We start from the raw sequence: 24,899 nt of genomic DNA on the forward strand, positions 1-24,899 counted from the left end.
CCCAGCGTTTGAAGCCCGGGTTCTTGCTGCGGTGCGGCACGGGTATGACGGACCAGCCGCGTTCGAGGTAGCGCTGCGCGACTTGTCGTGCCGAGGCGCTCGCCGGTACGTGGGGGCTGTCAAGCTCCATGCGTATTGTCCTCCGTGAGCGGCCCATCCGTCTGGCTTTCCCCGCGCTCCTGATCGATGCGAGCCAGCTCTGACGCAATCCGCATCAAGTCGGCGTCGTGAAACACGCGAGCGTGCCCGGCCCAGCCCGCAGGTGGAAAGTTTCTGGTGCGGATGACGTACTCAACGCGATGCAAGGGCTGTCCCAATCGCCTTGCGATCTCTCCGACGGTCAACAGTGTTTCAGGCTCGGACATGAACTGGTTCCCTTTTGGCTGGCATCCGCTGCCGGATGTTCCCCATCCGCGATATGGCCCTCTATCTATAAATGTGGGGAACTCCGTGACCGTCGCTCGGGAACTGCGTGACCTTTTTCGGGGAACGGCGTGCATCGACCGGAATGTTGGCGTGGGTGGCGGCGCGATAAGATGCACGAGCTCAAGACGTTTCTCCGAGGATCGGTATCACCATGAGCGACAAGGAGAACAGTTCAGCGATCCGCGCTGGGGAGGCCTTCGTGGCCGCGATTGCCGATGATCCCCAGGTCCAGCGGTCCATGGCCAAGGCCGCCTTTCGACTGCGGGCGTTTGCGGCTGGAATCAACGCCATCGGCGTAGCGCAGCGACAAGTCATGGAGACGATCGAAAGTGAATGCGCGGCCTTCCAAAATCTGCTGAAGGAACTTGTCGGCGAGCAGCAGCAATGGATGCAGGCCAAGTTGGCCCCATTTCAAGCCGCGCAAGAGCAGGCGTTCGCTGAGTTGACGGCTGAGATTCAGCAGTCGCACGGCCAGTTGAAGGACAACCTGGCGGCGCACGGCTTTGATCCGCCGAACGACTTGGTGGAGTGGCAGGAGCTGGCGCGGCTGGCCGAACAAGAGCCAGGGCCGATGACGATGGCGGAGATTTATGATTGGGCCATCGCTTGGGCCAAACGGGAGGCGCTGCGGCTCAAGATCGCTCGGGGCGAAACGCCGATCCTGAGCGGCAGCCAGCCACCCGTACGACTAACGAAGCGAATGGCTGAAGACGCCAGCATTCGCCGAGATGAGCACGACATACGCATCGCCTGGTGCATGGGAAAGCGAATGTACCTGGGGCACGACACGCAGGTGAACAGGCTGTTTTGGCTGCTTGCATCTCCTGTGGGCCGAGCCTGTACGCTGGCGGAAGTGCAGCGGGCAATCGACGGGATCGAAACGGCCCGCGACATGGACGCAACGGGCGAAGAGTACCAGAAGGCAAGTCAACGCGTACGCAAGGCGATTTCCAAACTACGCGCGGCTATTGAGGAAGGCGGCGCCGCGGACCACGTGCTGATCGTCCGTGGCGGCAGCCAAAGCGACCCGGAGTACACGCTGGTTCTCAGGTTCGGTGAACTGGAATGATTAACGCTCTATGGAGTTGAGAGCAAACGTCCTGCCAGCCCGGCACAAATTACAATGCGAAGGCGTTGTACGTCGCGCAGGCGTCGGCATCGTCGGGACAGCCATCCAGGTTGAGAAAAATGCCACTGCAGCAGTATCATCACCGGTGACGACATCCCGTCAGCAGATAGAGGAGCCAGTCTTTGCTTGACACTGTCACTAACGGCCAGTGTTGGTATTGATGTCTGCTAGTGAAGGTGTCGGTGGCAAGGCTTGGGAGTTGAAGAGTCGGGCCAGCGCACTGATGTGTCGACGAGCTTGGTGGATTTCATTCTGCTGCTGGCTGCCTAGTATTCGGCGTGTGCATCGCTGGCGCGGCGGCCAAATGAGATCGACATCGCACTGCCTCGGCGGGCACAACGGCCAGGGCGACCGTCGATTCCACTTCGGTTAACGCACGCTGAGCGGCAACGTAGGCCAGCCCGCCGGCCTGATGGGCAGAACTGTGGACGACTTCGACGACTTTTTTTGCTGCCGACCCGGAGAATCGCACGGGCGGCATGCTCGTAGCCACGATCTGCGCCGAATCGGACGAGTCGCACCTTTACAGCGTGAGCGGCATGGCGTTTCACCAGGCCTTCGACGCGCTGCAACAGCCAGCAAGTGACCTTCCAGTCGCGCGACGTCGTACGTCCACTACTACGCATCACAACTCACACCAAGGTCACACAGTCGAGAGCACAAGTTTCCTTCTGCTAAACGTCAAAGTTGGATCTAGGGCGTCTCTTGTACTTTCGCCAATTCGATTGCCGGACCGCTACGATCATTACAACGACTGCCGAGGGCAGAACCACGGGTAGATCGCCGGAATCACGAGCGCTGTCAGCAACGTCGACGTTACCAATCCGCCGATGACAACGCTCGCGAGCGGGCGTTGAATCTCCGCGCCGGCAGACGTGGACAGAGCCATGGGCAAGAAGCCTAAGCTTGCCACCATCGCCGTCATCAGAACGGGCCGAATGCGAACGAGTCCCGTTTCAAAGGCAGCTTCACGAAGCGGCACTCCGGTAAGCCGCATACTCTCCGCGGAACTCACCCAGACGAGTCCGTTGAGCACCGCCACGCCGAAGAGCGCGATGAAGCCGACGCCAGCGGAGATACTGAACGGCATTTCCCGAAGCGCCAACGCGGCCACACCTCCCGACGCCGCCATCGGCACGGCCAGAAAGATCAGCACTGCCAAAGACGCCGATTTAAACGTCGTGTAAAGAAGCAGAAAGATCATTAATAGTACGATAGGCGTGATGATCGCCAGTCGGAGGCTGGCGGACTGCAAGTTCTCGAAGTCGCCTCCCCATTGCAGGGTGTAGCCTGGCGGCAACTTCACGCTGCTCGTGACTCTTGATCTGGCCTCATTCACGAAACTTGCCACATCGCGGCCGCGCACATTCGCCGACACGAATGTGCGGCGACGCGTGGCCTCGTGCTCAATGCCAGGCGGCGATTCTTCCAGTTCAATGTCGGCCAATTCGCCGAGTGGAATCGGCACGCCCCCAGGAGACGTGATGGGGATGCGTTCAAGTCGAGACTGCTCTTCGCGCCAATTCTGAGGAACACGTACGACGATCGGGTAATAGGCGCGCCCTTCGAACACCTCGCCCACTGGCACTCCGCCGAGCGCCGCGACCGTATCCATGACGGCCGCGGCCGTGATGCCATGCCGCGCCAATTGTTCCGGCTTCGCTCGAATGGTGAGCGAGGTGATATTGGCTTGATAGTCCGCTTTGACATCGGCCGCGCCTGGAATCTTTGCCAGCACCGATTCGATTTCCTTGCCCTTTCGCGCGAGCAGCTGCAGGTCGTCCCCATACAGTAAAACCGCTACATCGGCTTTGACGCCCGCCACTAGTTCGTCAACTCTCATTTCGATTGGCTGAGTGAAGCCAAAGTTCACGCCCGGCACCTGCTGGTCTAGTTGAGCGGACATCTCTTCGATGAGCATTTCTCGCGACTTCTGCTCAGGCCACTCGCTAGTCGGTCGGAGCATGACCCAGATATCAGTTTGCTGAACCCCCATCACGTCGTTGGCGATCTCCGGTCGTCCCGTCTTGCAAAATACGGTCTTCACTTCAGGAAACTCGAGGAGCATGTGCTCTACGCGGTCGGACATCGTGACAGCGTCTTCCAGCGTGGCGCTGGGCAGGCGATTCGCTTCGATCAAGAGGTCTCCCTCATCAAGCCGCGGCATGAATTCGGCGCCGAGCCGTGCCGCGATCGGCAGGCTACCGAGGAGGAGACCGATGGCAACAAAAGACACTAGCACGGGACGATCCACGGCAAAGGCAAGGCAGGGGCGATAAATGCGCTTTACCAATCGGAGTAATAGGACGTCCTTCTCGGTCGTGTTCGCCGGCAAGAGAAAGGACGCCAAGACGGGCATCAGCGTCAGCGACAGGACGAGCGAGCCGGCCAGCGCGAACAGCACCGTCCAGGCCATTGGCCGGAACAACTTTCCTTCCGTCCCCTCGAGCGTCAGGATCGGCAAATAAACGACCGCGATAATCAACTCGCCGAACATCGTGGGTTTGCGGACTTCGACAGCGGCGTCGCGCACTACGTCGGCGACAGCGTGCTCTGGTTGGCGATGCCCGAGCCGTCGCATGCAATTCTCAATCATGATCACTGAACTATCCACAATGAGCCCGAAATCGATCGCTCCCAAGCTCATGAGGCTCGCGGTGATTCCGGTGGCCTGCATGAGGTTCGCGGCAAAGAGCATAGATAGTGGAATCGCCAAAGCCACGATCAAGCCGGCTCGGATACTTCCCAAGAGGACGAGCAGCACCACGATCACGAGGACGCCGCCCTCTACCAAATTGCTCAGCACAGTATGCAGCGTCCGATTGATCAAGTCCGCGCGATCGTAGATGACTTCGATCGTGACTCCCGCCGGCAACGTGCCTTGGATTTCTTCGATTCGCTCCTTGGCCGCTTGGACCACTGTACGCGAATTCTCTCCCAACAACATCATCACCATTCCGGTAACGACCTCGCCTCGACCGTCTCGCGTGACGAGCCCTTGCCGGGTGAGGGGGGCGATCTGTACGTCACACAAGTCCTTGATCAAGATCGGAACGCTGTCGAGCTGGCTGCGAACCACGACGTCCTCAATATCTTTCACACTCTTGAGGAGAGCCTCGCCTCGCAAGAACTGCTGCTCGCCAAAATGGACGATGTAGCCTCCACCGCTGCTGGCATTGTTTCGCTCCAACGCTTCAACGATTTCCTCAAGCGAAAAGCCTGAACTCGCCAGTCGCTCGGGATCGACGGCGACTTCGTAGGATTTGTAGAGTCCGCCATGCGAATTGACGTCGGTCACGCCTGCGACGCGCCGCAACTGTGGAGCGATGTCCCATTCCAAGATGCTGCGCAATTCCATCGGCGTGTAACCGTCGCCGCGGACTTCGAATTGAAGCACTTCACCGAGGGCCGTGCTCAAGGCGCCCAGCTTTGGGTCGCCTCGTCCCGCCGCAATTCGCGAGTTCGCTTCCACGAGCCGCTCGTTGACCAATTGTCGAGCGCGATAGATATCTACGCCTTCGCCAAATACAACCGTCACGACGGAAATCCCAAATTTCGAGACACTGCGCAATTCCTCGACATCCGCCAAGCCATTCATCGCGGCTTCCACCGGATAAGTCAGATAACGCTCGACCTCCAGCGGCGACATGGAACCGCCATCGGTGATGACTTGAACCTGTACGTTGGTCATATCTGGCACGGCGTCGATCGGCAGGGTCGCGGCGGAATATAGCCCTCCCGCTGCAATCAGCAAAACGAGGACAATTACCAACACGCGATTGGCGAGCGAGAGTTCGATGAGAGCGGTCAGCATGAATGATCTTCTTGTTCTTAGGCCTATTCGGCTTCTTGTTCCAGCAGCAGCATGCTCTTGAGGACAAAGGCGCCCTGGTCGACCACTTCCTGATTGGGTTCGATCTCACCTGTCAGTTCCACCGAACTGTCATCTTTCCATCCGGACTTCACTTCCACGCGACGAAAACGACCTCTACTCTTTCGCACGAATACGAACGCGCGACCGTCGTGCCGCAATAGGGCGGACTGCGGGGCCACGATCGCGTCGCGTGGCGCCGCGTTCGGTAGTTGAAGCCAAGCGAACATGCCGGGCCTGAGCCGACCATCGGGGTTCTCCACTTCGGCAATCAGCGACACCGAGCGAGTCTCAGCGTCCATGCGGGCATCCAGATGTTTTGCGGTCACAGTGAAATGATCATCCGGGAAAGCGGAAAACGAGATTGTCATTGGTTCGCCTCCTTGTACGCTTACTCCGGCCAGATCGCGCTCATGGATCGCCGCAGCGATCCAAAGTCGCGATACGTCCACCAATTCCGCCATGTGCTGTCCAACTACAACCCTTGAGTTCGTCGCCACCTCCACACGAGTGATATTGGCGTTCCAGGGGGCCCGGATCACCAGTTCATTGAGTTTTGGTGATGTCTGAACGCTGTTTGTATTCATGGCCATCGAGCCCTCAAGTGCCAAGAGTTGTTCCTTCCGCACGCGGACAAGCCGTTCCGCCTGATCCAGCTGTTTTTGGGAAGCTGACGTGGCCTGCGCGCACGCGAATCGAGACTCCTCGCAAGTCCCGACGAACTCGGCTCGCGCGATTTGCAAATCACCGCTCCGCTGAGCGGCGTTTCGGGCAGTGACGATTCCACCGGCAGATAGCGCGTCGGCATTGTCCGCCAGTGCCTCGGCTAATCGAAGTTTGGCATAGGCGCCAAAGACATGTCCCCGGTAGTTCCCCAGCTCGCGTTCAGCGAATTCCTGTTCGATGAATTCCACTTCGGGATCCTCAGTTAACCTGTCCAGGAGTTGCATCAAGTGCCTTTCGACATGGCGATGCCACTCGGCCGCGAGCTTCGCCGCGCCAAGCTCCGCTTCACTTGTAAGCAGTTCATTTCTTGCCAAACCGATCTCCTCGCCACTCATCTTTGCGAGTGGTTCGCCGGCTCGAATTGCTTGCCCTGCGACCATGAGTACCTCGGTAACGACGCCGTCCACGGGCGCAATGATGTCGACACGCCGCGCGGGATCATACTGGACAGTGGCGGGGATGGACCGTAGAGGGTGAATAGTTCGCTTAACCAATGGAGTGCAATGGATTCCGGCGGCACGTTCCTGGCTTTCGCTTATCCGAACATCGGCAGTCGCCATCTCACTGCTGACGGACTTGTCCGGCGCGTCGACGACCGACGTGCCGACGCTGGAAAAAGTCCACCAGCTAAGCGAGGAGACGCCAGCTAGTGCCATCGTGGCCATTGCGACCCACAGGAGGCGCAATGCGGCGAATCGTGGCCTGCGCTTTGACGAAGGGCTCGCGATCGGGGCGATTACGGACATCGGAGTTGCTCCGCTTCACGAAAGTGAAAAGGCAAGGCGCGCCAAATCTGAAGAAATCAGCACAAGTGCCGTGACGGACGAACCGCCGGTTCACAATGCTCGATTCAAAGGCGATCGTCCGCCCGGGTTGTACGCGAGAAGGCGTAACGCGAAGATAGCTAACACTGCAACGAGCCAACCCAGGCGCGCAATGCCCTCCCAGAAATGGCAGGGGGGGAGTCCCCTCCAGGTTTCAAGCTCGCCGTCGCGACGATTGTCGACGCCGGGATCAAGAAATGGGGGGCGGATGAAAACGCCAAGTCGTGAATCCATTCCCCTGCCGCGAAGATGCACGGCACGTCAACGGATTTCGCCACAATCGCGCCGCGACACAAGCATCCTGATTCGTGTTCGCACGGCGCTGGCGCTTTCCGATGCGGCACTTCGGTGGCGTGACACTCGGACGGCTGCGCCACAGCCGCTTCAGCAGCGTGAAGCGTGCAGTGCAGCGAAGTAAACAGCATCGCTACCACCATCGCCCACGCGACGGCGCGTCGGTGCGAGCGGCGAATAGGGCGCCAACATTGCATGTCTCTCATTGTAATCGATGTTCAAGCATTCGCAATTGGCAACGCCGAGACTTCGGAGACGCGTATCGAGAATCCGTCTCAGAAGGCTGTGAGATGCCCAGGAAACGGCGGCGTAGACCGAGACCGTGGTTTCGGAGATGTTCATGGCTCAGTAGGGTGCATCTCGACAAAGCTGTGTGCAGTCATTCGGATGGTCATTTGCATCGCTGAACTACCGTCGTCCGCCCCGTTTGAGCTTCACGTTGGGCCAGGCTTTGACGATCTGGTCGAGTACGGTTTCGAAACGATCGCTCACGCCTTGAGCCAAAACTTGTTGCAGCGCCTCACCATGCACGGTCACGGAGTCTTTCGCCAGCGAAGTGACGCTTGTCATCACCTTCGGCGCGATTCGCGACGGAGAGGTTGGCACGTTCGACGACGCGACGAGCGTGACCGGCGCCGCCGCCGGCGCTCCGTCCAGCGATGCGCCAAAATTGTTGCGCACGTTGTTCAGATCCACGATATTCACGACCAAGTCGCCGTTCGTGTCGCCGGTCACTCCTGGTCCGGACGCACCGAAGTCGTTCCGCACGTTATTCAGGTCGACGATATTCACGTGGCCGTCGTGATTGGTGTCGCCCAAAAGCGTTGCGACGGACGCGCTGCCGAAGTCCGAGTGATCCTCAATCTCGCCTTCTTCCAGGTCCTCGAATTCGTAGCCATCGCCGGGGATGGGCGTGCCAATGACGACCGGAATCGAGCCGAGCACGACGTTCGTACCTGCGCGGACGAACTGAAGGTCAAAGCGATGCGGAATGCCATCTCCCACGAACTCGATGTCGAACGTTGCCGTGGCGCCCGAGGCCAGGTTGTTCAACACGCCCGTATGATTGAGGATTTTCACGCGCGGGTCCGACGCCTGGACGTCGATATTCACCGCCACGTTGGTCACCGCGTTTTGAATGGCATTCGTGATGCCGCTGGCCACGCTGGCGCCGAAGCCGGAAGCGATCTGGAAGTAGAGCGGGTCGCCTGGCGCGATCGGATCGATGGTGCCATTGTCGATCGTTGCGGTGGAGTGGTTAACGGCGCCGGTGAGCGTCGACAACGCTTCGAGCCCTTGGCGCGGGTCGAAGTTCGCTTCTGCATTGGTGCCCAACCCGATCACCAGTGCCCCCAAGGCGTTGAGCGCCGTGATCGTTTCTTGAATGCCGGCACCCGCGCCAAACGGGGTGTCAGGTCGCGAAGTTCCCGTCAACGCGCCGATCGGCAGCGTCGCGCCGCCGACGCCCGTGATGATTGCTTCGCCAAACGGTTGGTACGCGAAGCCGATGTCGGTCGCGGTCAGAATGATTGGCAACGCGCCGGCGCGGAAGCCAGCGCCTCCCACATTGCCGCTGGGGGCCAGCACGCCGTTCGCCGTGTCCGCTTGAAACGATGCGAACGACGGCACGTCGCCGCTGGCGCCAGGATTAAGTTGCGTGTGCGCCATTCCAGCCGGCCCGCTGTCAAACACGGAACCATTGTTGTTCCCGTCGAATCCCAACCCCGTGACGAGTTGATAGAGCGCCTCGATATCGGTTTCCGGTCCGTCGCCGCCGTAGCCGGGCGCCGTGCGATTGAGGGCCGCTTGGATGGACGCCATGTAATCGGGATTGGTGGCCGCCACGATCGGCTGATTCAGCACGAACGGCCGTCCCTCCGCGTACTCCGAAGCGTAATTCGCGTACTCTTCGAAACGCCCCACGCCGAAGCCCAAGTCAATGCCCGGCAGCGAGGCTTGCAAGGCGGCGATGATGTCTGGGAAGGCGCTCCGCACGATCGGACTGTTGTTGACGAAACTGCCTGTGTCATCGAACAGCAGGAACACGTCGACCATGTTCGTCAGCGCGCCGGATTGCGGCAACGTGATGCTGACCGTTTGCGGGTGGCTCTCGCCTTCCGCCAACGACATGGTGATGCTCGACGGATCGACATTCCCCATCGCCGGATTGCTGACGCCATCCGGCCAGAGGATGCCGTCGACCGTCGTGGGATACGTTTGCTCGTAGCCGGGCGATTCGAACTCGCGCACGACATAGGCGCCCGGCGAGAGGTCCCCAAAGGAATAAGAACCATCGTCTCCTGTGACGACGCGCGGTTCGTCGTCGTCCATCACGTTGTCCCGGTCGTAGTCGACGTAGACGGTTGCACCGGGCAGTCCCGCTTCGCCCGCGTCGCGTTGATGGTTCCGATTCGCGTCGTGAAATCGCACCCCGTGGATTTCATTCGGACGGAACACCGCCGCGGTATCGACGCCTGAGCGTTCCTCACCGGCGGCGACAGTGACAACATGCTCCAGTTGCGCGGCGGGCGTCGCGCTCAATTTGGCCGGAACGATCACGCGGACCGTATAAGTGCCCGGCGCCAGATGCGTAAATGCATAGGCGCCCGCTTCGTCAACCGCTGGTGTGTAGAATTGATCAGCGGACGTGCTGTGTTGCGGCTCCGCTGGATCAAGGATCGAGTCGTTATTCAGATCCAGATAGACGGTCAGGCCGCCCAATCCTTGTTCATCAACGCCGCGCACACCATCGCGATTCGCATCGGCGAACACCGTGCCGCGGATGACGGAGTCCTTGATCCGCTCGTTGCCGAAGTCCAGATTCGAGACCGCGTCGCCGTTGCGCAGCGAAACGGTTTGACTGGTCGACGGCGGCGCGGTGGGACGCCAGCCAGCAGGGATTTGCTGGACGATCGTCACCGTGCCGGGCGTCAGGCCGGCGAGCGCGTAGCTGCCATCCGCGGCGGAGACGTTTTGCGGTTCACCGCCATCGGCCACGCCGTTGTGGTTCAAGTCGGCGAACAACGTCCAGCCAGCCAGGCCGGGATCGGTGAACGTGGCCGATTCAGGATCGAAATCGCGCACGCCGTCGCCGTCGACGTCTTCCCAGACCGTGCCCTCGATGTTGGCCGGCAAGGTTTCCACAATCTGGAAGTTGGCGAAGTCCGGCGCGATGGTTTCCACGCCGGAGAACACTGTAACCGACTCGCTGTCGCCGAACGTCGGCGCGGGTTCCCAACCGGCCGGCAGGATCTCGCGAATCTTGTATTCGCCGACTTGCAGATCGGCGATGGTGTAGACGCCGTCGGCGTCGGTCAGCGCTGTGGGCTCCAGTTCATCGAGCGAGCCATTCCGGTTCAAGTCCAAGAACACCGTCCAGTTCACCAGCCCCGGCTCCGTGAAGGCGCCGGACAGGTCGGCGTCGCGAAGGCCGTTGCGATTCACGTCATTCCAGATCGTGCCGCGGAGCGAACCGTTGGTGACGTTGAAGTTCGCGAAATCCGGCGCGATCGTCTCAGCGCCGGCGTCGACCGTGACCGTGAAACGTCCGTCGAATTCGGGCGACAGGTTCCACCCTTCCGGCAGGACCTCGGCGACGTCGTAGTCGCCCACAGGTAGACTAACGAACGCGTAGACGCCGCTCGCGTTCGTCACCGCGGTCGGTTCGCCCGGGTCTTGCTCGAAGTTGAAGTTCACATCCAGGTACACGGTCCAATCGGCCAGGCCCGGCTCGGTGAATTCGCCGGTGTCCGGATCGGTGTTGCGAATGCCGTCGATGTTGGCGTCGTTCCAAATCGTGCCGCGGAGCGACCCGCTCGTGGTGCTGAAGTTGGCGAAGTCGGCCACCGCGGTGTCGAGCGGAAACAGCTCCACGTCTTGGCGATTGTCGAACTCCGGCGACACTTCCCAGCCGTCGGGAATCACTTCCACGACGCGGTAATCTCCGGCCGGCACGTCGGTGAACGCATAGAAGCCAGTCTCATCTGTCAGCGCAGTCGGCTCGCCCACGTCGGGATTCTGGTTCTTGTTCAGATCGAGAAAAATCGTCCAACCGGGCAGGCCAGGGTCGGTGAACTCGCCACTGTCCGGGTCCACATCGCGGATGCTGTCCGCGTTCAAGTCGTTCCAGACGGTCCCCTCAATCGTGGCGCCCGCGAAATTGAAGAAATCGGCCACAGCATCTTGGCTTTGGTTGACCTTTACGTCGCGCGAAACGGGGCCGGTCGGCCGCCAACCCTCCTGCACGACTTCGGCCACGCGGTATGTCGATGGCTTCAGGAAACGAATCACGTAGTCGCCGTCGACATTGCTCACCGCGGAGGGTTCCGTGTCTCCCACCGCATCGGTGTTGAGCGTGCCGCTGTTGTCCAAGTCGAGGTAGACCGTCCAACCTTGCACCCCGTCCTCGCCGTTGTTGCGGATGCCGTTGCCGTCCAAATCGTTGTAGATCGTGCCGCCGATCGTCGTATCCGCGGTTCCTGACAGCGCGTCGGACACGAGCACGGCCAGCAGCGAACGCTGCTCCAGCGATTCGAAGCCGGTCGAACGCAGCGTTTGCCGACGCAATGAGCCGCGCGGTCGCGTCCAGGAAGTCTTGCGGGCGGAGCTAAGTGAGCGAGCCGTGGTGAGTCGACGCATGACCGATTTCCTTATGCGAGGGCAAGTGTTGGCTATGCTCGACGGCTGACGGGCGGGGGCGGCCGTGCGCGCGTAGTCGCACAGGCCGCAATGTCAGGTCGAGACTCACGCAGTTGGCTCAATACGCCATGATTCGTGAGTGACGATGTTTAGATTGCTCGGCGGATCATTTCCGCCGACGCAAGTCTCTTTAATCTGTGGAGTGGGATTGGATCGCCTTATCCGCCACATTGGTTGGCAAATTTGTGAAATAATCCGCAGACGCCCAGCGCCAGCAGGATCCAAGTGGCCGGCTCGGGCCCGACCTCGCGCTCGCCAACCGTGAAAACAAATATCAACCGGCTAACGCGCCGCCAGTCTTGCGGTGTCGGGCCACCGCATACGAACCCAACACGCCGAGTCCGATAATCATCAGCGCATAGCTCTGCGGCTCCGGCACTAAGTTGGCCGCTGCGTTCTGCGAACCCAAGTAGGTGCCGACGTCATTCGGGCCGGGATTGGAGTCGCCAAAGCCGGGATCAAATTGGGCTTCATGGTTCTCAGGGTCATACACACCGCTGAATTCATAGAACTCGTAGCGGCGCAGGATCGACGCTGCATTCGCTCCGACAGGAGCGCCGTAACCGCTTTCAAGTTGTCCCGACAGCGGGTTGTTGAACTCCTTCTGCAAGAGTTGCCACTCGATTTCGGTTTCTGCTCCCTGAACATGGGCATTGTCGCCCACGAGCTCTTCTAACTCGATCGCATCCTCGAACTCGGTCGTGAACACTTTGACCCAGAGAGCTTCACCGAACTCTGCTCCTTGCGCCGGATCAGGCGCCTCGATGTGTGCGACGACTTGAGGCGGGGCAGGCGGAAGCTGCGGGTCAGGAGGAATAACAGTCCACATTGGTGCCGGAAGCTGGACGATGCCGGTGGCAGTGGTCAATACACCTGGCGAAACCTCATGCAGCCAGCTGTACGTGGTTTTGGTGGCGTTGCCGAAAGTGCCGATGCCAAAGTGATCGCACGGCGTGTCGGGACCGTAGCCCAGGCCGCCGCCGGACCAGCAGTTATCCCCCGGTGTGATGAAGGTTCCGCTCGGGGTGCCGAAATCCCAACTGGCGCCATCGTAGAGGGCGCTGTACGTCACCTTCGTGCCGAACACCGCCCCGTTTGTGTATTCCGTAATCGTGGGGCTTCCATAGCGCTCCACGCTCGTGGCCGGATCAAATCCCCGACCGGTGGGAAATCCGCGGCCAGGACCGCCAAAGACATCTGTGATTTCGGAGCTGTGGATGCCTTCGAGTTCGATCTCAAATCCATATGCCGTTTGACCTGTATCATTGATGACGTCGAAGTTTCCCAAGAAACCGACGACAGCCGCACTTGCAGCGCTTGGAGCGAGGGACAGCGAAAGGGCCGCACCGACAAGCAAGGCGAACGCACAAGATTTCTCGGTCCAAGGAATGGAAACGGTCGGCGACGTTTGCAAGCGGTGACCTCGAGAAGTGCGGGACAGGAATCGACTCATGATGCTACCTCTGAGAAACAGGGGAAATGTACGATCAGCGCTTTTTTCGTTGACGAGGCAATTCTCGTGCCGAAGTGAAAAGCTGCGGCGAATGGGAGGATTTCAGGTGCTACGGCTTGGGAATCGAATTGAGCGGCGTGCGATGTCGCACATTTAGCGCGCCATGTGCAAAGAGTGCGCATCCGACCTCGAACAAATGTACGTGACCATCTTGGCGTAGCAGCAACGGCAATGGGATCACTTTCCATCACATACTCCGCTTGCGCGAGAACAGGAGCAACTCGAGTGGGGGAACAAAAAAAGCCGACATGGCGAAATGCCAATATGGCGCTTCGCGATGTCGGCTTACTCGTCAACAAGCCACCCGGCGATGCCGAGGTGCCTTTTTTCAAGTCTTCCGAGGTTTACTCCAGGAATCGCCGCCGCTTCCCCGTCGACTGTTCCCTGAATAGTCGCAAGTATAGGGCTTGGCCGGGTCGTTACAAGAATGATGCCATAGATAGGCGAAATTAATTCACGAAAGGGTGTGAAGCCCCGACTCCGCCGGTTGTCGATTTCTGCGAACATATACCGCCATGAAAACGCAAGGGGGAATTGAAGCCGCGATCTGCGACCGCATCGGCCGCTTCGAGTATGAATACATGGGTCGGCGTCCCAAGGGCATACACGCATACCCGCTACCATGGGAAGTCGGAAATGGCATGACAATCCGCCACGTCGGACAATCTGCGTCGACCTGCTAACCTTAGAATGCTTGAATCTCATGCGATTCGACAGGGTCGGCACGAGAAGACCCTCAAGTGACGGATACATCATGCGGACTTTGCATATCGAACGGCATCGCACCGATCGCATCGGCTGGCTGCGCGCGGCTGTGCTCGGAGCGAATGATGGCATCGTTTCCACCGCCAGTCTGGTCGTCGGCGTCGCGGCGGCGCATGCCGCGAGCAGTGACGTTCTCGTCGCAGGCGTGGCCGGCCTGGTCGCGGGGGCGATGTCGATGGCGGCGGGCGAATACGTGTCCGTCAGTTCGCAGGCCGATACGGAGCGGGCCGACATCGCTCGGGAGCGCCAGGAGCTCTCCTCAGATAACGCCTTCGAGCATGAGGAATTGGCCGCCATCTATGTCAAACGCGGACTCGACGACGCGCTCGCGAAGCAGGTAGCGAAGCAGTTGATGGCTCACGACGCCTTAGCCGCGCATTCGCGCGACGAGTTGGGCATCTCGGAGATGACGACGGCCCGCCCCATTCAGGCGGCTTTCGCCTCGGCCGGAACCTTTGCGCTGGGTGCAGCGATGCCGCTGGCGACCGTGCTGATCGCTCCCGCGGCCGTGCTGATCCCCGTGGTCATTGCGACGTCGATCGTGTTCCTGGCACTCCTCGGCGGATTCGGCGCCTACGCGGGCGGCGCGCCCGTGGTAAAAGCCGCTCTGCGAGTGACTTTTTGGGGCGCATTTGCCATGGCGCTCACGGCTGGCGTCGGCGCATTGTTTGGGGCAAGTCTTTGAAATCGGCACGGCTCGGGGCGATGTTCGCGCGGCCAGTCTGGTCTTTCCACGATGTCGCCGTCGTAGGGTTCGACGAACAATCCGCCATCACCGTGTTACAAACGGTTCGCGTCGTCTCGCTCGAAGTCGGAATCTCGATCCGCTGGGCCAAAGAAGACGCGAACCTCTCATCCGGTCATACCATTTTTGAATCGCTTCGGTCGGCTCAAGGGTCATCGATTCGCCAGCCGTAAGGCCCTTCAGCCGCACACGGACTACGTTGTGCGGAGTGTTCGCACGCAGACATAAGAGATGATGCCGATCACGCACAGCGCGAGCGTCATCGGTTCCGGCACCGGCTGTACGTCGCCCGCGCCGAAGTTGTTGCGGACGGCGTTCAGGTCTTCGATGTTGACCAGGTCATCGCCGTTGGCATCCCCCAGGCCGGCGCCGCCAAAGTTGTTGCGCACGTTGTTCAAATCGACGATGTTGACGACGCCGTCCTGGTTGGTGTCTCCGGCCACGGGGTCGACGAAGTCTACGAGATTCGCGGCCACCATGTTGGCGGCGATGAAGTCGCCCAATTCGCCCGCGGGCGGCTCATCCATGTCTTGGTCGAGAAAGATCGACAGCGGCTCGTGCTCTTCGTCATAAGGGCCGGTGTAACGGAAATACTCGTAGCGGCGAATCACCGCCTTACCGTGTTCGCCGACCTCGGCGTCCACGCCCTTCATCTTGCCCCCTTCCAACAGTTCCCATTCCGATTCGGTTTCCGCCTCGTCTTCGGGAACAATGTCGCCGGCGGACATCAATTCATCGAGCCCGACGGCGCGGTCGAGTTCCGTTTTGTAGACCTTCATCCAGATCGAGTCGGGGCGCTGCTCATGCACTTCCGCCGGCTCCGGCATTTCGACTTCAGCACGCAGCATCGGCGCATCGCCAGGATTGGCGGGCGGAAAGTAAGTCCAGCTCGGATTCGGCACTGACATCGGCGTGACGCCGATACGCTGCTGATTGCTGTCGAGCCAATAGTAGCGCGTCGCCGTGGGTTGGGCGCTGACGGCGAAGCCAAAGTGCTCGCAGCCCGGCACATTCACGCAGAGATGGCCATTCGTATTCTGGCCGACGGATGGCGCCAGCGAGCCCGTGGCGCTAAAGTTGTATCCGGTGAAGCGGATGCGCGTGCCGAATCGCCCGCCCTCGTTATATTCCTCGATCGTCTTGAAATCGAAATGCGAGGGGTACGTGTTCATCACATCGACGGAATGCACGTCCTCCAACTCCAGTTCCGCTCCGTGGGCCTCGGTTTCGGTCTCATTGAAGACATCGAAGTTGGACATGGTCCCGGAAATCCCGGAGCCTGCGGCCGTGGCGGTGAGTGCCAAGGCGACCGTCGGCGCGACGGCGGCGCCAAGGGCTCGTTGCCAGCGATGTGCGATGGTCCAGTTCGATCGACGAAGGCGGAATTTCATGGTTTTGACTCCTCATGCGGTTCGGCCGTTCGCGCGTGCCGCCCAATGGCACACGTTCGCGGCAATTTGGCGACGGCGCGTCGCTTCAGCAAGAGGAGTGATATGCGGGGCGAGAACCCGCCAATAAAATTCTGCGGCGCCGTCGAATTAGGTCAGTCGCGGGCGCCGACGGACAGGGTTGGCGTGCATATCGCTCAGATAGGAGCGGAAAACCACGTCCACAGCACTAACGGATGCCTTTGGCGCCGTGGTTGGCCGGATCGGAGAGGAGCTTGCTGCCAAGGACAAGGTGATCGGCTTCGGCGCAGCTGCTTGAGGGGCATTGGAATTGCCGAAGTTATTGCGTACTCGATTCAGATCCTCAATGCCGACCACGCCATCGCCATCCGTGTCGCCAAGCGGTGCGTAGCCCGACTCGCCAATGCTGTTGCGGACGTTGTTGAGGTCACTCACGTTCACCGCCTGGTCGCCGTTTGTGTCTCCGGGTTGCAGACTCCAGAACCAGTTCCACCAATTGTTGAACAGATCGTTCGGGTCACTCGGCGGCTGGCCGCTGGGCTCCGTCTGAATGAAGTCGGACCACAAATAGGGACTCTGCGACTGTACGCCGCCTGGGTAGCAATAGACGTCGGCCGTGCCGGGGCAGGTATAGACGGGATCGAAGGTGGGATCGTGCAGGACGGGTCCCAGCGGGTCCGAGATGACGGCGCCGCGTAGGCGATAGGGAACGTCGTGCAGATCGTCGCCCGTGAGCGAAACGCCCGCGACTTGAACGGTATAGGCGCCCGGTTCCAGCAAGACAGCGCCGCCAGACCGAGCATCGCCCGCTAGCGCTCCGACGCGCGCGCGGACCGCGCCGGCGTCATCGTAGATCGTGGCCCAAACGCCGTCAGTGGTGGCAGCGGAGCTGGTCAGATCGAGCAGCAAGTGCATGAGTTGCGACTGCCCGACGTGCAGCGCGTGCAACTGAACTGGGTTTGTGCTGTTCAAGGTCCCGGCGGCGAAGTCAACGAGCTCGATCGCCTGGCTGCCGAAGACGATCGACAACTTGTAGTTGCCCGTCGCATGGTTGCCGGCGTTGGACGCGGCCTTCACGCGAAGCACATACTCGTCGTCCGATGTTGCGGACGACAATTGCACGACGAGCCGTCCGTTACCGTTGGCGACAATGGTCGTCGCGACGGGATCTTGATCGGCCGTGAACAGTTCCACCTGCGGAATCAGGCCGCCCGTTTCCAGCGCATCGATGGAAATGGTGAGAGGTACGCTCGATCCGGCCGCGAATAGCGGCGACTTAAAGCGGTAGTGGTCGACGTCGATGGCGTCGGCGATGCTGCCAATGGCCTCGTAACGCGTATCCTCCAAATAGCCGACCGCGGTTTCCAAGTCGCCCGACTCGAGCGGATCGTCGTCGGCGTGGTCGTCATCGTTCAAGAGCGTGTCGGCGCCCAACTCGAAGAGATCGCGAATTTGATGTGCGGTGGCGAAGCGGAATTCGCGGCCGGCAAAGCGATCGACCCGCTCGGGATCGGCGGTGACCACCTCGTCGAACGAGACGGTGACGGAGTAATGACCGATGGCGAAGGGGCCGTCGACACCGGCCACGCGCAGGTAGTAGCGCGCGTGGCGATCGTTCTCGGCCAGTTGCAGCGTCACGCTCTCTCCAGACGGGGACTCCGTCGTGGCGGATTGCAGCACGTCGCCTTGCTCATTCAGCAACTCGACGTTCGACGCCAACAGGCTCATCCCGGCCCGCCGCACCGTGATCGTCACCGGGCCGTTGTAGTCCGAAAGCCCGTCGAACCAGTAATAGTCGACGTCGGTATCAGTCGTGATATCGGCGTGCGCGATGGACGGCGCCGATCCATCGACGCCTTGGCCGTCTTGCGCCTTTTGCAATCGCGTTGCGCTCGCCAGCGTTTCATTGCCGATCAATACGCCTAGCGAGGCGCCGTCGTTTCCGCCGGTATCGTATTCATTGAGATCATGCATCCGCGCGCCGTGAAGCGCCACGAGGGCCGCGACGTCCGCAGGCGTGGGCGTGATCGCATTCGACACGCCGTGGATGTGCATCGGCGACGCGGGGTCGTCGCTATGCTCCAGGCCGAAGACGTGTCCGGCCTCGTGGAGGGCGACGGAGAACAGATCGTCCAAACTGGTCCACGCGACATTGCTGTTGAACAGCACGTCACCGCTCCAGGAGCCGGCGATCAGCGTATCGGACGGAATCGAAACCGCGAGCACGTCCTCCGCAAGCGGCACCGCCGCCACGCGCACGTCGCCAAAGCGAGTGTCGTCGCGCGCAAGGCCTGGCACGCCGAACGGCAATCCACTGTCGCCGACAACGCCGATATCGCCATTGGTGAGCGACGCCCAGGTTTGAAACGCGCGGAGCACCGTGCCTTGCCACACCTCGGTGCTGGCCAAACCATCAAACGTGCCATGAAGCGCGCTATGCAATCCCGCGACGTTGGTTCCTTCGTCGGCGAATCTGAGTGTAAGCTGCGGCGCATCGCCCCAGAGGAATCCGGTGGCGTCAAGCAACGCGCGCGATTCCAGTTGCTCGGCAACTTTTGCCAGGCGATGTGACAATTTACGACGGTGAACGCGTGAGGGCTTCATCATGGTTGTGGGTTCGTTTCGGTTCGTCCGGCCTGCCGGAGCGCCTGCGCGGCGCTGATAATTCGTTGAAACTCTGGATCTTCGCGAAGCGCTGTGAGATCCGGATCGAGGGGCGCCAGCTCGGCGAGCCGCGCGTCCTGTTGAAAGGCCACGGCCAAAAGTCGCAAGGCCTCGGCGCGATGAGGCGGCTGACCGTTCGACAACAAAGAGTACGCGCAAGCAGTTTGATACGGATGCACCGCCGCGAGGGACAAAGTTCCCAGTCGCACGACATCGGCCCGCGCCTCGTCGGTGCTACCGAGTCGCGCATAAAGCACCGCGCGCCCCGCGAGGGCGTCGGCGTTCGTCGGACGGGATTCGAGCAAATTCGACAGCGCGGCAATCGCCTCTTCCGGTCGCTCCAAGGGGCCAGACAACACACTGGCCGAGTTTTGCAATGCGTTCGCTTCGCGAGGGTTCATTCGGAGCGCGGACTGGAAATCTTCAAGTGCCTTTTCCGGCGACGTCGACAGTTGCGCCACGCCGCGCGCAATCCAGCTCTGCACATCGTTGGGCGCAAGCGCAAGGCCGCGCTCATGGTCCGCCTTGGCCTTCTCCGACTGTCCCAGCCGCGCGTAGAGTTGCGCCCGCATGAAGTAAGTGCGAGTCGGGGATTCGCCCGTGGCGATCGCCGCGGTCAGTTCGTCGATCGCGCCGGGCAAGTCGCCCAACTTTTCACGGGCCACGGCGCGATTCACCAGCGCCGCGGCGAATCGCGGCCGCATTACTAGCACGCGTGAGAAGTCGTCCCGGGCGCCATCCCACATCCGGAGTTCCAGCCGGCACACGCCGCGCTGGTAGAAGGCCAACAACGAACGCGGTGAAAGAGCCGTGCAGATTGAAAAACAAAGTTCCGCTTCGTCCGCACGGCCGCAACCGACGAGGGCATTTCCAAACAGGAACTGCGCCTCGAAGTCCTGGGGAACGAGTTCCGTCCAGCGTCTGGCAGCGGTCGTGGCGGCGACATATTCGCGCGCGAGCAACCGTCGCCCAGTCGCCTCGCGCAGTTTCGTCAATTCGTCCATCGCAAAGCTCGGTTCACTGTTTTCGCCGTCGCTAGTTGCGAAGCTGTGCCAGGCGGCCGGCCGCAAAGCATCGCGATCAGCACTTGGCAGTCGGTCGATCGCCTTTGTGAACGCGAGTCGTGTTGCCTCCACGTCGCGCACTAGCGCCTGCTGTTCCAAGTCAGACAAGAGCGTCACACGGTCTTCCGCCCGCCAATCGTCGCGAGCGTCGTCGAAGTAGGGGCGAAGCAAGCGGTCGGCATCGTCAGTCGCCTGTTTCGCGAGCGCCGGATCCAAATCGGGCGTCGTGAGCGCCGCGCGGATTTCTGGGACGCTCCGCAAATACGTCTCGCGAGTGCTGACCGCATCCAAGCGGGCGACCTCGCGACCTCGTAGGTAAATCACCGCCGCCGCGCAGCTGAGCAGCACTGTCGCGAGCAAGCCCACGCTAGCGCCGGAGCCGAGCCGCGGATGACGCCTGGCCCACTTGCGCGCGCGTTCCGTCAGCGAGCGATTCGCCGCGTATCTGAGCGGTAGTTGCTCGATGTGCCGGCGCAAGTCCACTTCCAGTTCCGCAGCGGATGCATAGCGATCCGAACTCTCCGGCGCTAGGCATTTCCGGGCGATCGACGCCACATCGCGCGACGCTAACTGCGCGAGTTCCGCAGAACCTGAATAGCCCTGCAATCGCTCCGAGCGCATGGCACGCCATAAGGCACGGCCTTGGGAATTGATCTCGGAAAACGGCCGCTCACCGGTCAATATCTCCACGAGTAGCACGCCGCAGGCGTACACGTCGCTGGCGGCGTTGACCGTTTCCCCCGATTCCAGCGACAGCAGTTGTTCCGGCGACATATAGGGCAGTGTGCCGCCAACGCCGTTGCTGTTGGCGTCAAGATTGCGCATCTCGGTTGCCAGATTAAAGTCCAAGAGCAGCGGCGTGCCGTCCTCACTGATGAGCACGTTCGCCGGCTTCAGATCGCGATGAATGATTCCTCGCCGATGCGCATGCGCCAGTCCAGCGGCGACACCCGAGATGATCCGCAGTGCTGCGTCGACACGACCGGCGCTCGTCTCAGAAGTCACGGACGCCCGTGTCTCGGCTGTTCCGTGACGCGAATGCGTCGTCGTCGTTTCGCTGCGGAAGGAGTTCGTGACGTCGATCCGGGCATCAGCGGTTTCATGCGCCGAGCGTCGCGAACTGTCATTTGTGCCCCGTCGTTCCCGCAGCCAATCGGCCAACGTGCGGTCGCCTCGATACGGCATGCACAGCACTTGCAGACCTTCGTGCCGATGGAGCGAATAGATCGGCACGATGTTGGCATGCTGCAATTGCGCCAAACGTTCCGGTTCGACGGTCACTTCCGTCGTGACCTTCACGACCACGTGTCGATGCGCCAGGTCCGCTTGCTCGGCCAGGTACACGCGCCCAAAAGCGCCGCGGCCCAATTCGCGAATCAGTTGGAAGCCCTGCAGGCGATCGCCGACACGGGGGAACTTCGCCGCACTCGTCGGCGCGGCATCGTCTGGCCAGGAACTCACATCAATGGCGAACCGTCGCGCGTACTCGTCCCGCCGTACCGCCTGTCCAGCGTCTCGGCGCAAGCGATACTCTTCGAAGGCGAGTGCCGCGAGCGCGGCGCGATCCGCCAGGACGTCGCCATGTTCGTCGAGATACTCGTCGAGTCGCCGCGGATGTCCGGACTGCCAACTGTATTCCAGGTCGACCCGCATCAATTCCAACGCTACGTCGCGATAGGAATCACTGTCAGTCGCGGGCAGAAAGCGGCGCAACGCCACCGATTGCCCCTCGGCCCGGGCCTGTTCGTAGGCTTCGACGATACTGTCCAGTTCAGTCGCCATGCGTCGAATCGCCGATCAAGGTTCCCAATCGCTGCCGAAATTGCTGTAGCACCCGCTCGACCGATCGCTTCGCCCGGCCAGTCTCCGTGGCGATCTCGTTGACTTCGTGCCCGGCAATGCGCATCTCAATCATGTTGCGATGCGCGTCCGGCAATTCCGCGAGCAACTCGTCGACCACGATTTGCAGCATTCGCAATGGCGCCTCATCCTCGCGGGCGGCGGCTTCCAATGCATCGCCAGCCTGACTCGCCGAGCAGGTCGCCCCCGCGTCGCGCTTGGCGGCGCGGTGATAAGCCCCCTGCGCGCGAATCTTGTTGAGCGCGATCACGAGGAACAGCTTCCACAGCTCCTCGCCTTCCGGAATTTCGTACTGCCCGGCCGAGGCCCGGCGAAAGAACGTCCGGAACACTGACTGCACGATGTCCTCGGGATCGAGCCGCGCGGCCAACGCTGCGCCGCTTTGCGCGCGAGCCAGTGCTTCCAACCGGCGCGCGTAGCGGACGTACAGCCGCGTGGCGGCGTCCTCCTCGCCGGAGCGAAACCGTCGCAGCAAGCTGCGGTCGGTCAGTTCGCCTTCCAGGAGCGGCATGTCAGGTTCCGAATCAGGTTCAGCCGTCAATTGTGTGCGAGGCTCCGTGGAGAGTAGTCCGTTCCATCCATCATATCCGCCAAAAAGTTTTCTGCTCCTTACAACAGATTTCAAAACAACCTTTTTGAGTGTTCCAAAACCGCCTGTCGCGTCGCAATATCGCGGTTTTTCTCGCCACAGCTTGGCGGATGAAGAGGCGGAAAGTGACTCATCTGAGCAAGTCGGAGTGTGCGGAACAGCCACTCCGGTGAGTCAGCTCGTCACACTCTCCGCCTGAAAGTGCCCAAGCGGAGTCGTTCGGCGGGCGATTTCGTAGATTTCAGACCTTTTCAGGAGCCCCGAGTCATGGCGAATCCACAGCGCAAATTGAGACTAGAGTCGTTCGAACGGCGTCAACTAATGACAGCGACCGTGGTGGAATTGGAGCCGAACGACACGCACGCGAACGCGACGGCGTTCGAACTTTCCGCCGCGGAACCGGTCGTCCTGGAGGGGATTTCGCAGGGCAGCCAGGACAAGGACTTCTACACGTTTACGGTCGCGGCCGACGGCGTATTGTCGGCCGTCGTGAGTTCCTCGAACGGTGTCTTGCCGTCGTTGGAGATCGAAACCGCTCAAGGTCAGGACGTCCTGGAAACCGAACCGAACGATGGCGTGAACGTCGCCGCCACGCGGATCGACGCCGGCATCAAGTACTTCGTACGGGTCCGAGCGACCGGCGATGCCGCGGCCGAATACTCCGTCTCGCTGAGTCTTGGCAACCGCTTGCCGGGAGACGCGAACGACGACGGCCAGACCAATGTCGGCGATCTCAATGACGTGCGCAACAACTTCGGCAGCCCCGGCGCCGGCGACACGAACGACGATGGCACGGTGAATGTCGAAGATCTGAATGCGGTCCGCAATCATTTCGGCAGCGAACTGGACGAACCGGTACCGGGCGGCATCGTGCAAGAAGACGAACCGAACGGCGCGAAGGGGACGGCAACGGAATTCTTCGTCGCCCCCTTGGCGGAAGCGAAGTTGGTCGGCACATCGGCGAATGCAGACGACCGCGACTTCTTCACGTTCGTCGCGCCAGCCTCCGGCACGCTATTTGTCACCGTGCGTTCCACGAACGGAAATGTTCCCGGCGTTGAAATGGAAAACTCCGCCAGCGTGAACATTCTCGAAACCGAGCCGAACGACGGACTGGACACGGCATCGGGCGCGGTAGTCGAAGGGGAAACCTACTTCCTGCGCGTACGCAGCAAGAATGAAAACGCGGCCGACTACGCCGTCACCGTGAGTTTCGAGGGCTTCGCTCCGGAAGAACCGGGCCCCGAACCGGCGAACTCGCTGGCCGAGACGGAAGTGAACGACGCTAAGAGTCAGGCGAACGCATTCTCGCTCGGCGCCGACAAAATGATCGAGCTGACGGGGACCTCGACCTCGTCGGACGACAAGGACTACTTCCGCTTCGTCGCGCCGCTGTCCGGCACGCTATACGTCGCGGGGCAGTCGACTAACGGGAATGACCCGGCGGTCGAGATGGAAAACTCGGCGAGCGAAACTGTCCTGGAAACGGAGCCGCACGACGGCCTGAATCAGGTCTCGGGCGATGTCGTCGCGGGGCAAGTGTATTTCCTCCGCGTCCGCAGCGCGAACGACGACCCGGCGAACTACGTCGTGAAAGTCAGTTACGAGCCGCAAGATGACGGCGGTGGCGAGCCGGGCGGCGAGCCGGCGAACCTGGTCGTCGAGGCGGAGCCGAACAATGACAAGGACCTCGCGAAACGCTTCGATTTGGGCTCCGATAATTTCGTTCAGCTCACCGGCGTCTCGGCGTCGCACGACGACAAGGATTTCTTCAAGTTCACGCCCGCGGTCAGCGGGACGTTGACGGCCAGGGTCGCTTCGCTCAGCGGCCCGTTGGCGGACCTGGAAATCGAGTACCAGCAGGACAACAAGGTCTTGGAGATCGAACCGCAGAACGGCGTGACTTCGGCGTCCGGGCAAGTCACGGCCGGCGTGACGTACTCCGTGCGGCTGCGCGGTCATGATCCGTACTACGGCGTCGGAGCGCCTTCCGAGTACCTGGTGACGCTTGAGTTGACGCCGGCCGCTCCCGCGCCGCAGGCATCAACAACTCGGCCGTTGCTCGCCTTCAGCGCGGCGGACGCTTTGTTCGCGGGTGCGACCAACTTCGCCCCGCGCAAGACTACTTCGTTGAAATGGTTACGCTAACACTCCGATGGAGGACTCGACCTCTGCCCTGAGTTCGCCGTCAGGCCGCCGGCAATTGCCGACGCCTGGCGGCGTTCTTTTTTTTGGTTCTTCACCCAATTCCGGGGAAAGCCTGGCGGATTTTGAGAAAGAAGTAGTTGTCGTCTCGGTAGCCGTAGGCCATACGTTTGAGGA

At 61.0% G+C, this 24,899-nt stretch carries 12 protein-coding genes; 3 read left to right on the forward strand and 9 right to left on the reverse strand.

Features of this window, described 5'->3' with window-relative positions:
• Nucleotides 1-119: 119 nt before the first annotated feature.
• On the reverse strand, nt 120-365 hold the full coding sequence (locus tag SGJ19_21895; protein MDZ4782911.1) for a hypothetical protein: 246 nt from the start codon (nt 363-365) through the stop codon (nt 120-122).
• Nucleotides 366-577: 212 nt separating this feature from the next.
• On the opposite strand from SGJ19_21895, the gene SGJ19_21900 reads away from it, so the two are divergent.
• Nucleotides 578-1,495 carry a hypothetical protein gene (locus SGJ19_21900; GenBank protein MDZ4782912.1) on the forward strand — a complete coding sequence of 306 codons (918 nt, stop codon included), beginning with the start codon at nt 578-580 and terminating at the stop codon, nt 1,493-1,495.
• A gap of 805 nt (nt 1,496-2,300) precedes the next feature.
• On the opposite strand, the gene SGJ19_21905 is transcribed toward SGJ19_21900, so the two are convergent.
• The 4 genes from SGJ19_21905 to SGJ19_21920 all read right to left on the reverse strand — a co-directional run bounded on the left by SGJ19_21905 (nt 2,301) and on the right by SGJ19_21920 (nt 13,382).
• Entirely contained in the window at nt 2,301-5,369 is a 3,069-nt protein-coding gene (locus tag SGJ19_21905; GenBank protein ID MDZ4782913.1) for a CusA/CzcA family heavy metal efflux RND transporter, read from the reverse strand.
• Nucleotides 5,370-5,392: 23 nt separating this feature from the next.
• A complete protein-coding gene (locus SGJ19_21910; GenBank protein MDZ4782914.1) occupies nt 5,393-6,712 on the reverse strand; it encodes an efflux RND transporter periplasmic adaptor subunit in 1,320 nt (439 codons plus the stop codon).
• A gap of 966 nt (nt 6,713-7,678) precedes the next feature.
• A complete protein-coding gene (locus SGJ19_21915) occupies nt 7,679-11,908 on the reverse strand; it encodes an SdrD B-like domain-containing protein (protein MDZ4782915.1) in 4,230 nt (1,409 codons plus the stop codon).
• A 334-nt stretch (nt 11,909-12,242) separates the two neighbouring features.
• Complete coding sequence (locus SGJ19_21920) at nt 12,243-13,382, reverse strand: PEP-CTERM sorting domain-containing protein (protein ID MDZ4782916.1); 1,140 nt, start codon at nt 13,380-13,382, stop codon at nt 12,243-12,245.
• Nucleotides 13,383-14,235: 853 nt separating this feature from the next.
• Here SGJ19_21920 and SGJ19_21925 point away from each other — a divergent pair.
• Entirely contained in the window at nt 14,236-14,931 is a 696-nt protein-coding gene (locus SGJ19_21925; protein MDZ4782917.1) for a VIT family protein, read from the forward strand.
• A 254-nt stretch (nt 14,932-15,185) separates the two neighbouring features.
• Here SGJ19_21925 and SGJ19_21930 read toward each other — a convergent pair whose 3' ends face one another.
• The 4 genes from SGJ19_21930 to SGJ19_21945 all read right to left on the reverse strand — a co-directional run bounded on the left by SGJ19_21930 (nt 15,186) and on the right by SGJ19_21945 (nt 22,499).
• A complete protein-coding gene (locus SGJ19_21930; protein MDZ4782918.1) occupies nt 15,186-16,382 on the reverse strand; it encodes a hypothetical protein in 1,197 nt (398 codons plus the stop codon).
• 147 nt (nt 16,383-16,529) lie between these two features.
• Complete coding sequence (locus SGJ19_21935; protein MDZ4782919.1) at nt 16,530-19,007, reverse strand: matrixin family metalloprotease; 2,478 nt, start codon at nt 19,005-19,007, stop codon at nt 16,530-16,532.
• Nucleotides 19,004-21,910: a protein kinase gene (locus SGJ19_21940; GenBank protein ID MDZ4782920.1), complete on the reverse strand. Its 2,907-nt coding sequence runs from the start codon at nt 21,908-21,910 to the stop codon at nt 19,004-19,006. The genes SGJ19_21935 and SGJ19_21940 overlap by 4 nt, the downstream gene beginning before the upstream one ends.
• Nucleotides 21,900-22,499, reverse strand: a complete 600-nt coding sequence (locus SGJ19_21945; protein MDZ4782921.1) for an ECF-type sigma factor — start codon at nt 22,497-22,499, stop codon at nt 21,900-21,902. The genes SGJ19_21940 and SGJ19_21945 overlap by 11 nt, the downstream gene beginning before the upstream one ends.
• Before the next feature lie 345 nt (nt 22,500-22,844).
• On the opposite strand from SGJ19_21945, the gene SGJ19_21950 reads away from it, so the two are divergent.
• The gene (locus tag SGJ19_21950; GenBank protein ID MDZ4782922.1) at nt 22,845-24,725 is read left to right on the forward strand and encodes a hypothetical protein; all 1,881 of its coding nucleotides are present in this window, start codon (nt 22,845-22,847) and stop codon (nt 24,723-24,725) included.
• The last annotated feature ends 174 nt before the right edge of the window (nt 24,726-24,899 follow it).

The organism is Planctomycetia bacterium (assembly GCA_034440135.1).
Classification (GTDB): domain Bacteria; phylum Planctomycetota; class Planctomycetia; order Pirellulales; family JALHLM01; genus JALHLM01.

Bases quoted from the DNA above. Each gene is read 5' to 3' on its own strand.
- SGJ19_21925 (MDZ4782917.1), top strand. From the start codon at position 14,236: ATGCGGACTTTGCATATCGAACGGCATCGCACCGATCGCATCGGCTGG.
- SGJ19_21915 (MDZ4782915.1), bottom strand. From the start codon at position 11,908: ATGCGTCGACTCACCACGGCTCGCTCACTTAGCTCCGCCCGCAAGACT.
- SGJ19_21930 (MDZ4782918.1), bottom strand. From the start codon at position 16,382: ATGAAATTCCGCCTTCGTCGATCGAACTGGACCATCGCACATCGCTGG.
- SGJ19_21895 (MDZ4782911.1), bottom strand. From the start codon at position 365: ATGTCCGAGCCTGAAACACTGTTGACCGTCGGAGAGATCGCAAGGCGA.
- SGJ19_21935 (MDZ4782919.1), bottom strand. From the start codon at position 19,007: ATGATGAAGCCCTCACGCGTTCACCGTCGTAAATTGTCACATCGCCTG.
- SGJ19_21910 (MDZ4782914.1), bottom strand. From the start codon at position 6,712: ATGGCGACTGCCGATGTTCGGATAAGCGAAAGCCAGGAACGTGCCGCC.
- SGJ19_21905 (MDZ4782913.1), bottom strand. From the start codon at position 5,369: ATGCTGACCGCTCTCATCGAACTCTCGCTCGCCAATCGCGTGTTGGTA.
- SGJ19_21900 (MDZ4782912.1), top strand. From the start codon at position 578: ATGAGCGACAAGGAGAACAGTTCAGCGATCCGCGCTGGGGAGGCCTTC.
- SGJ19_21940 (MDZ4782920.1), bottom strand. From the start codon at position 21,910: ATGGCGACTGAACTGGACAGTATCGTCGAAGCCTACGAACAGGCCCGG.
- SGJ19_21950 (MDZ4782922.1), top strand. From the start codon at position 22,845: ATGGCGAATCCACAGCGCAAATTGAGACTAGAGTCGTTCGAACGGCGT.
- SGJ19_21945 (MDZ4782921.1), bottom strand. From the start codon at position 22,499: ATGCCGCTCCTGGAAGGCGAACTGACCGACCGCAGCTTGCTGCGACGG.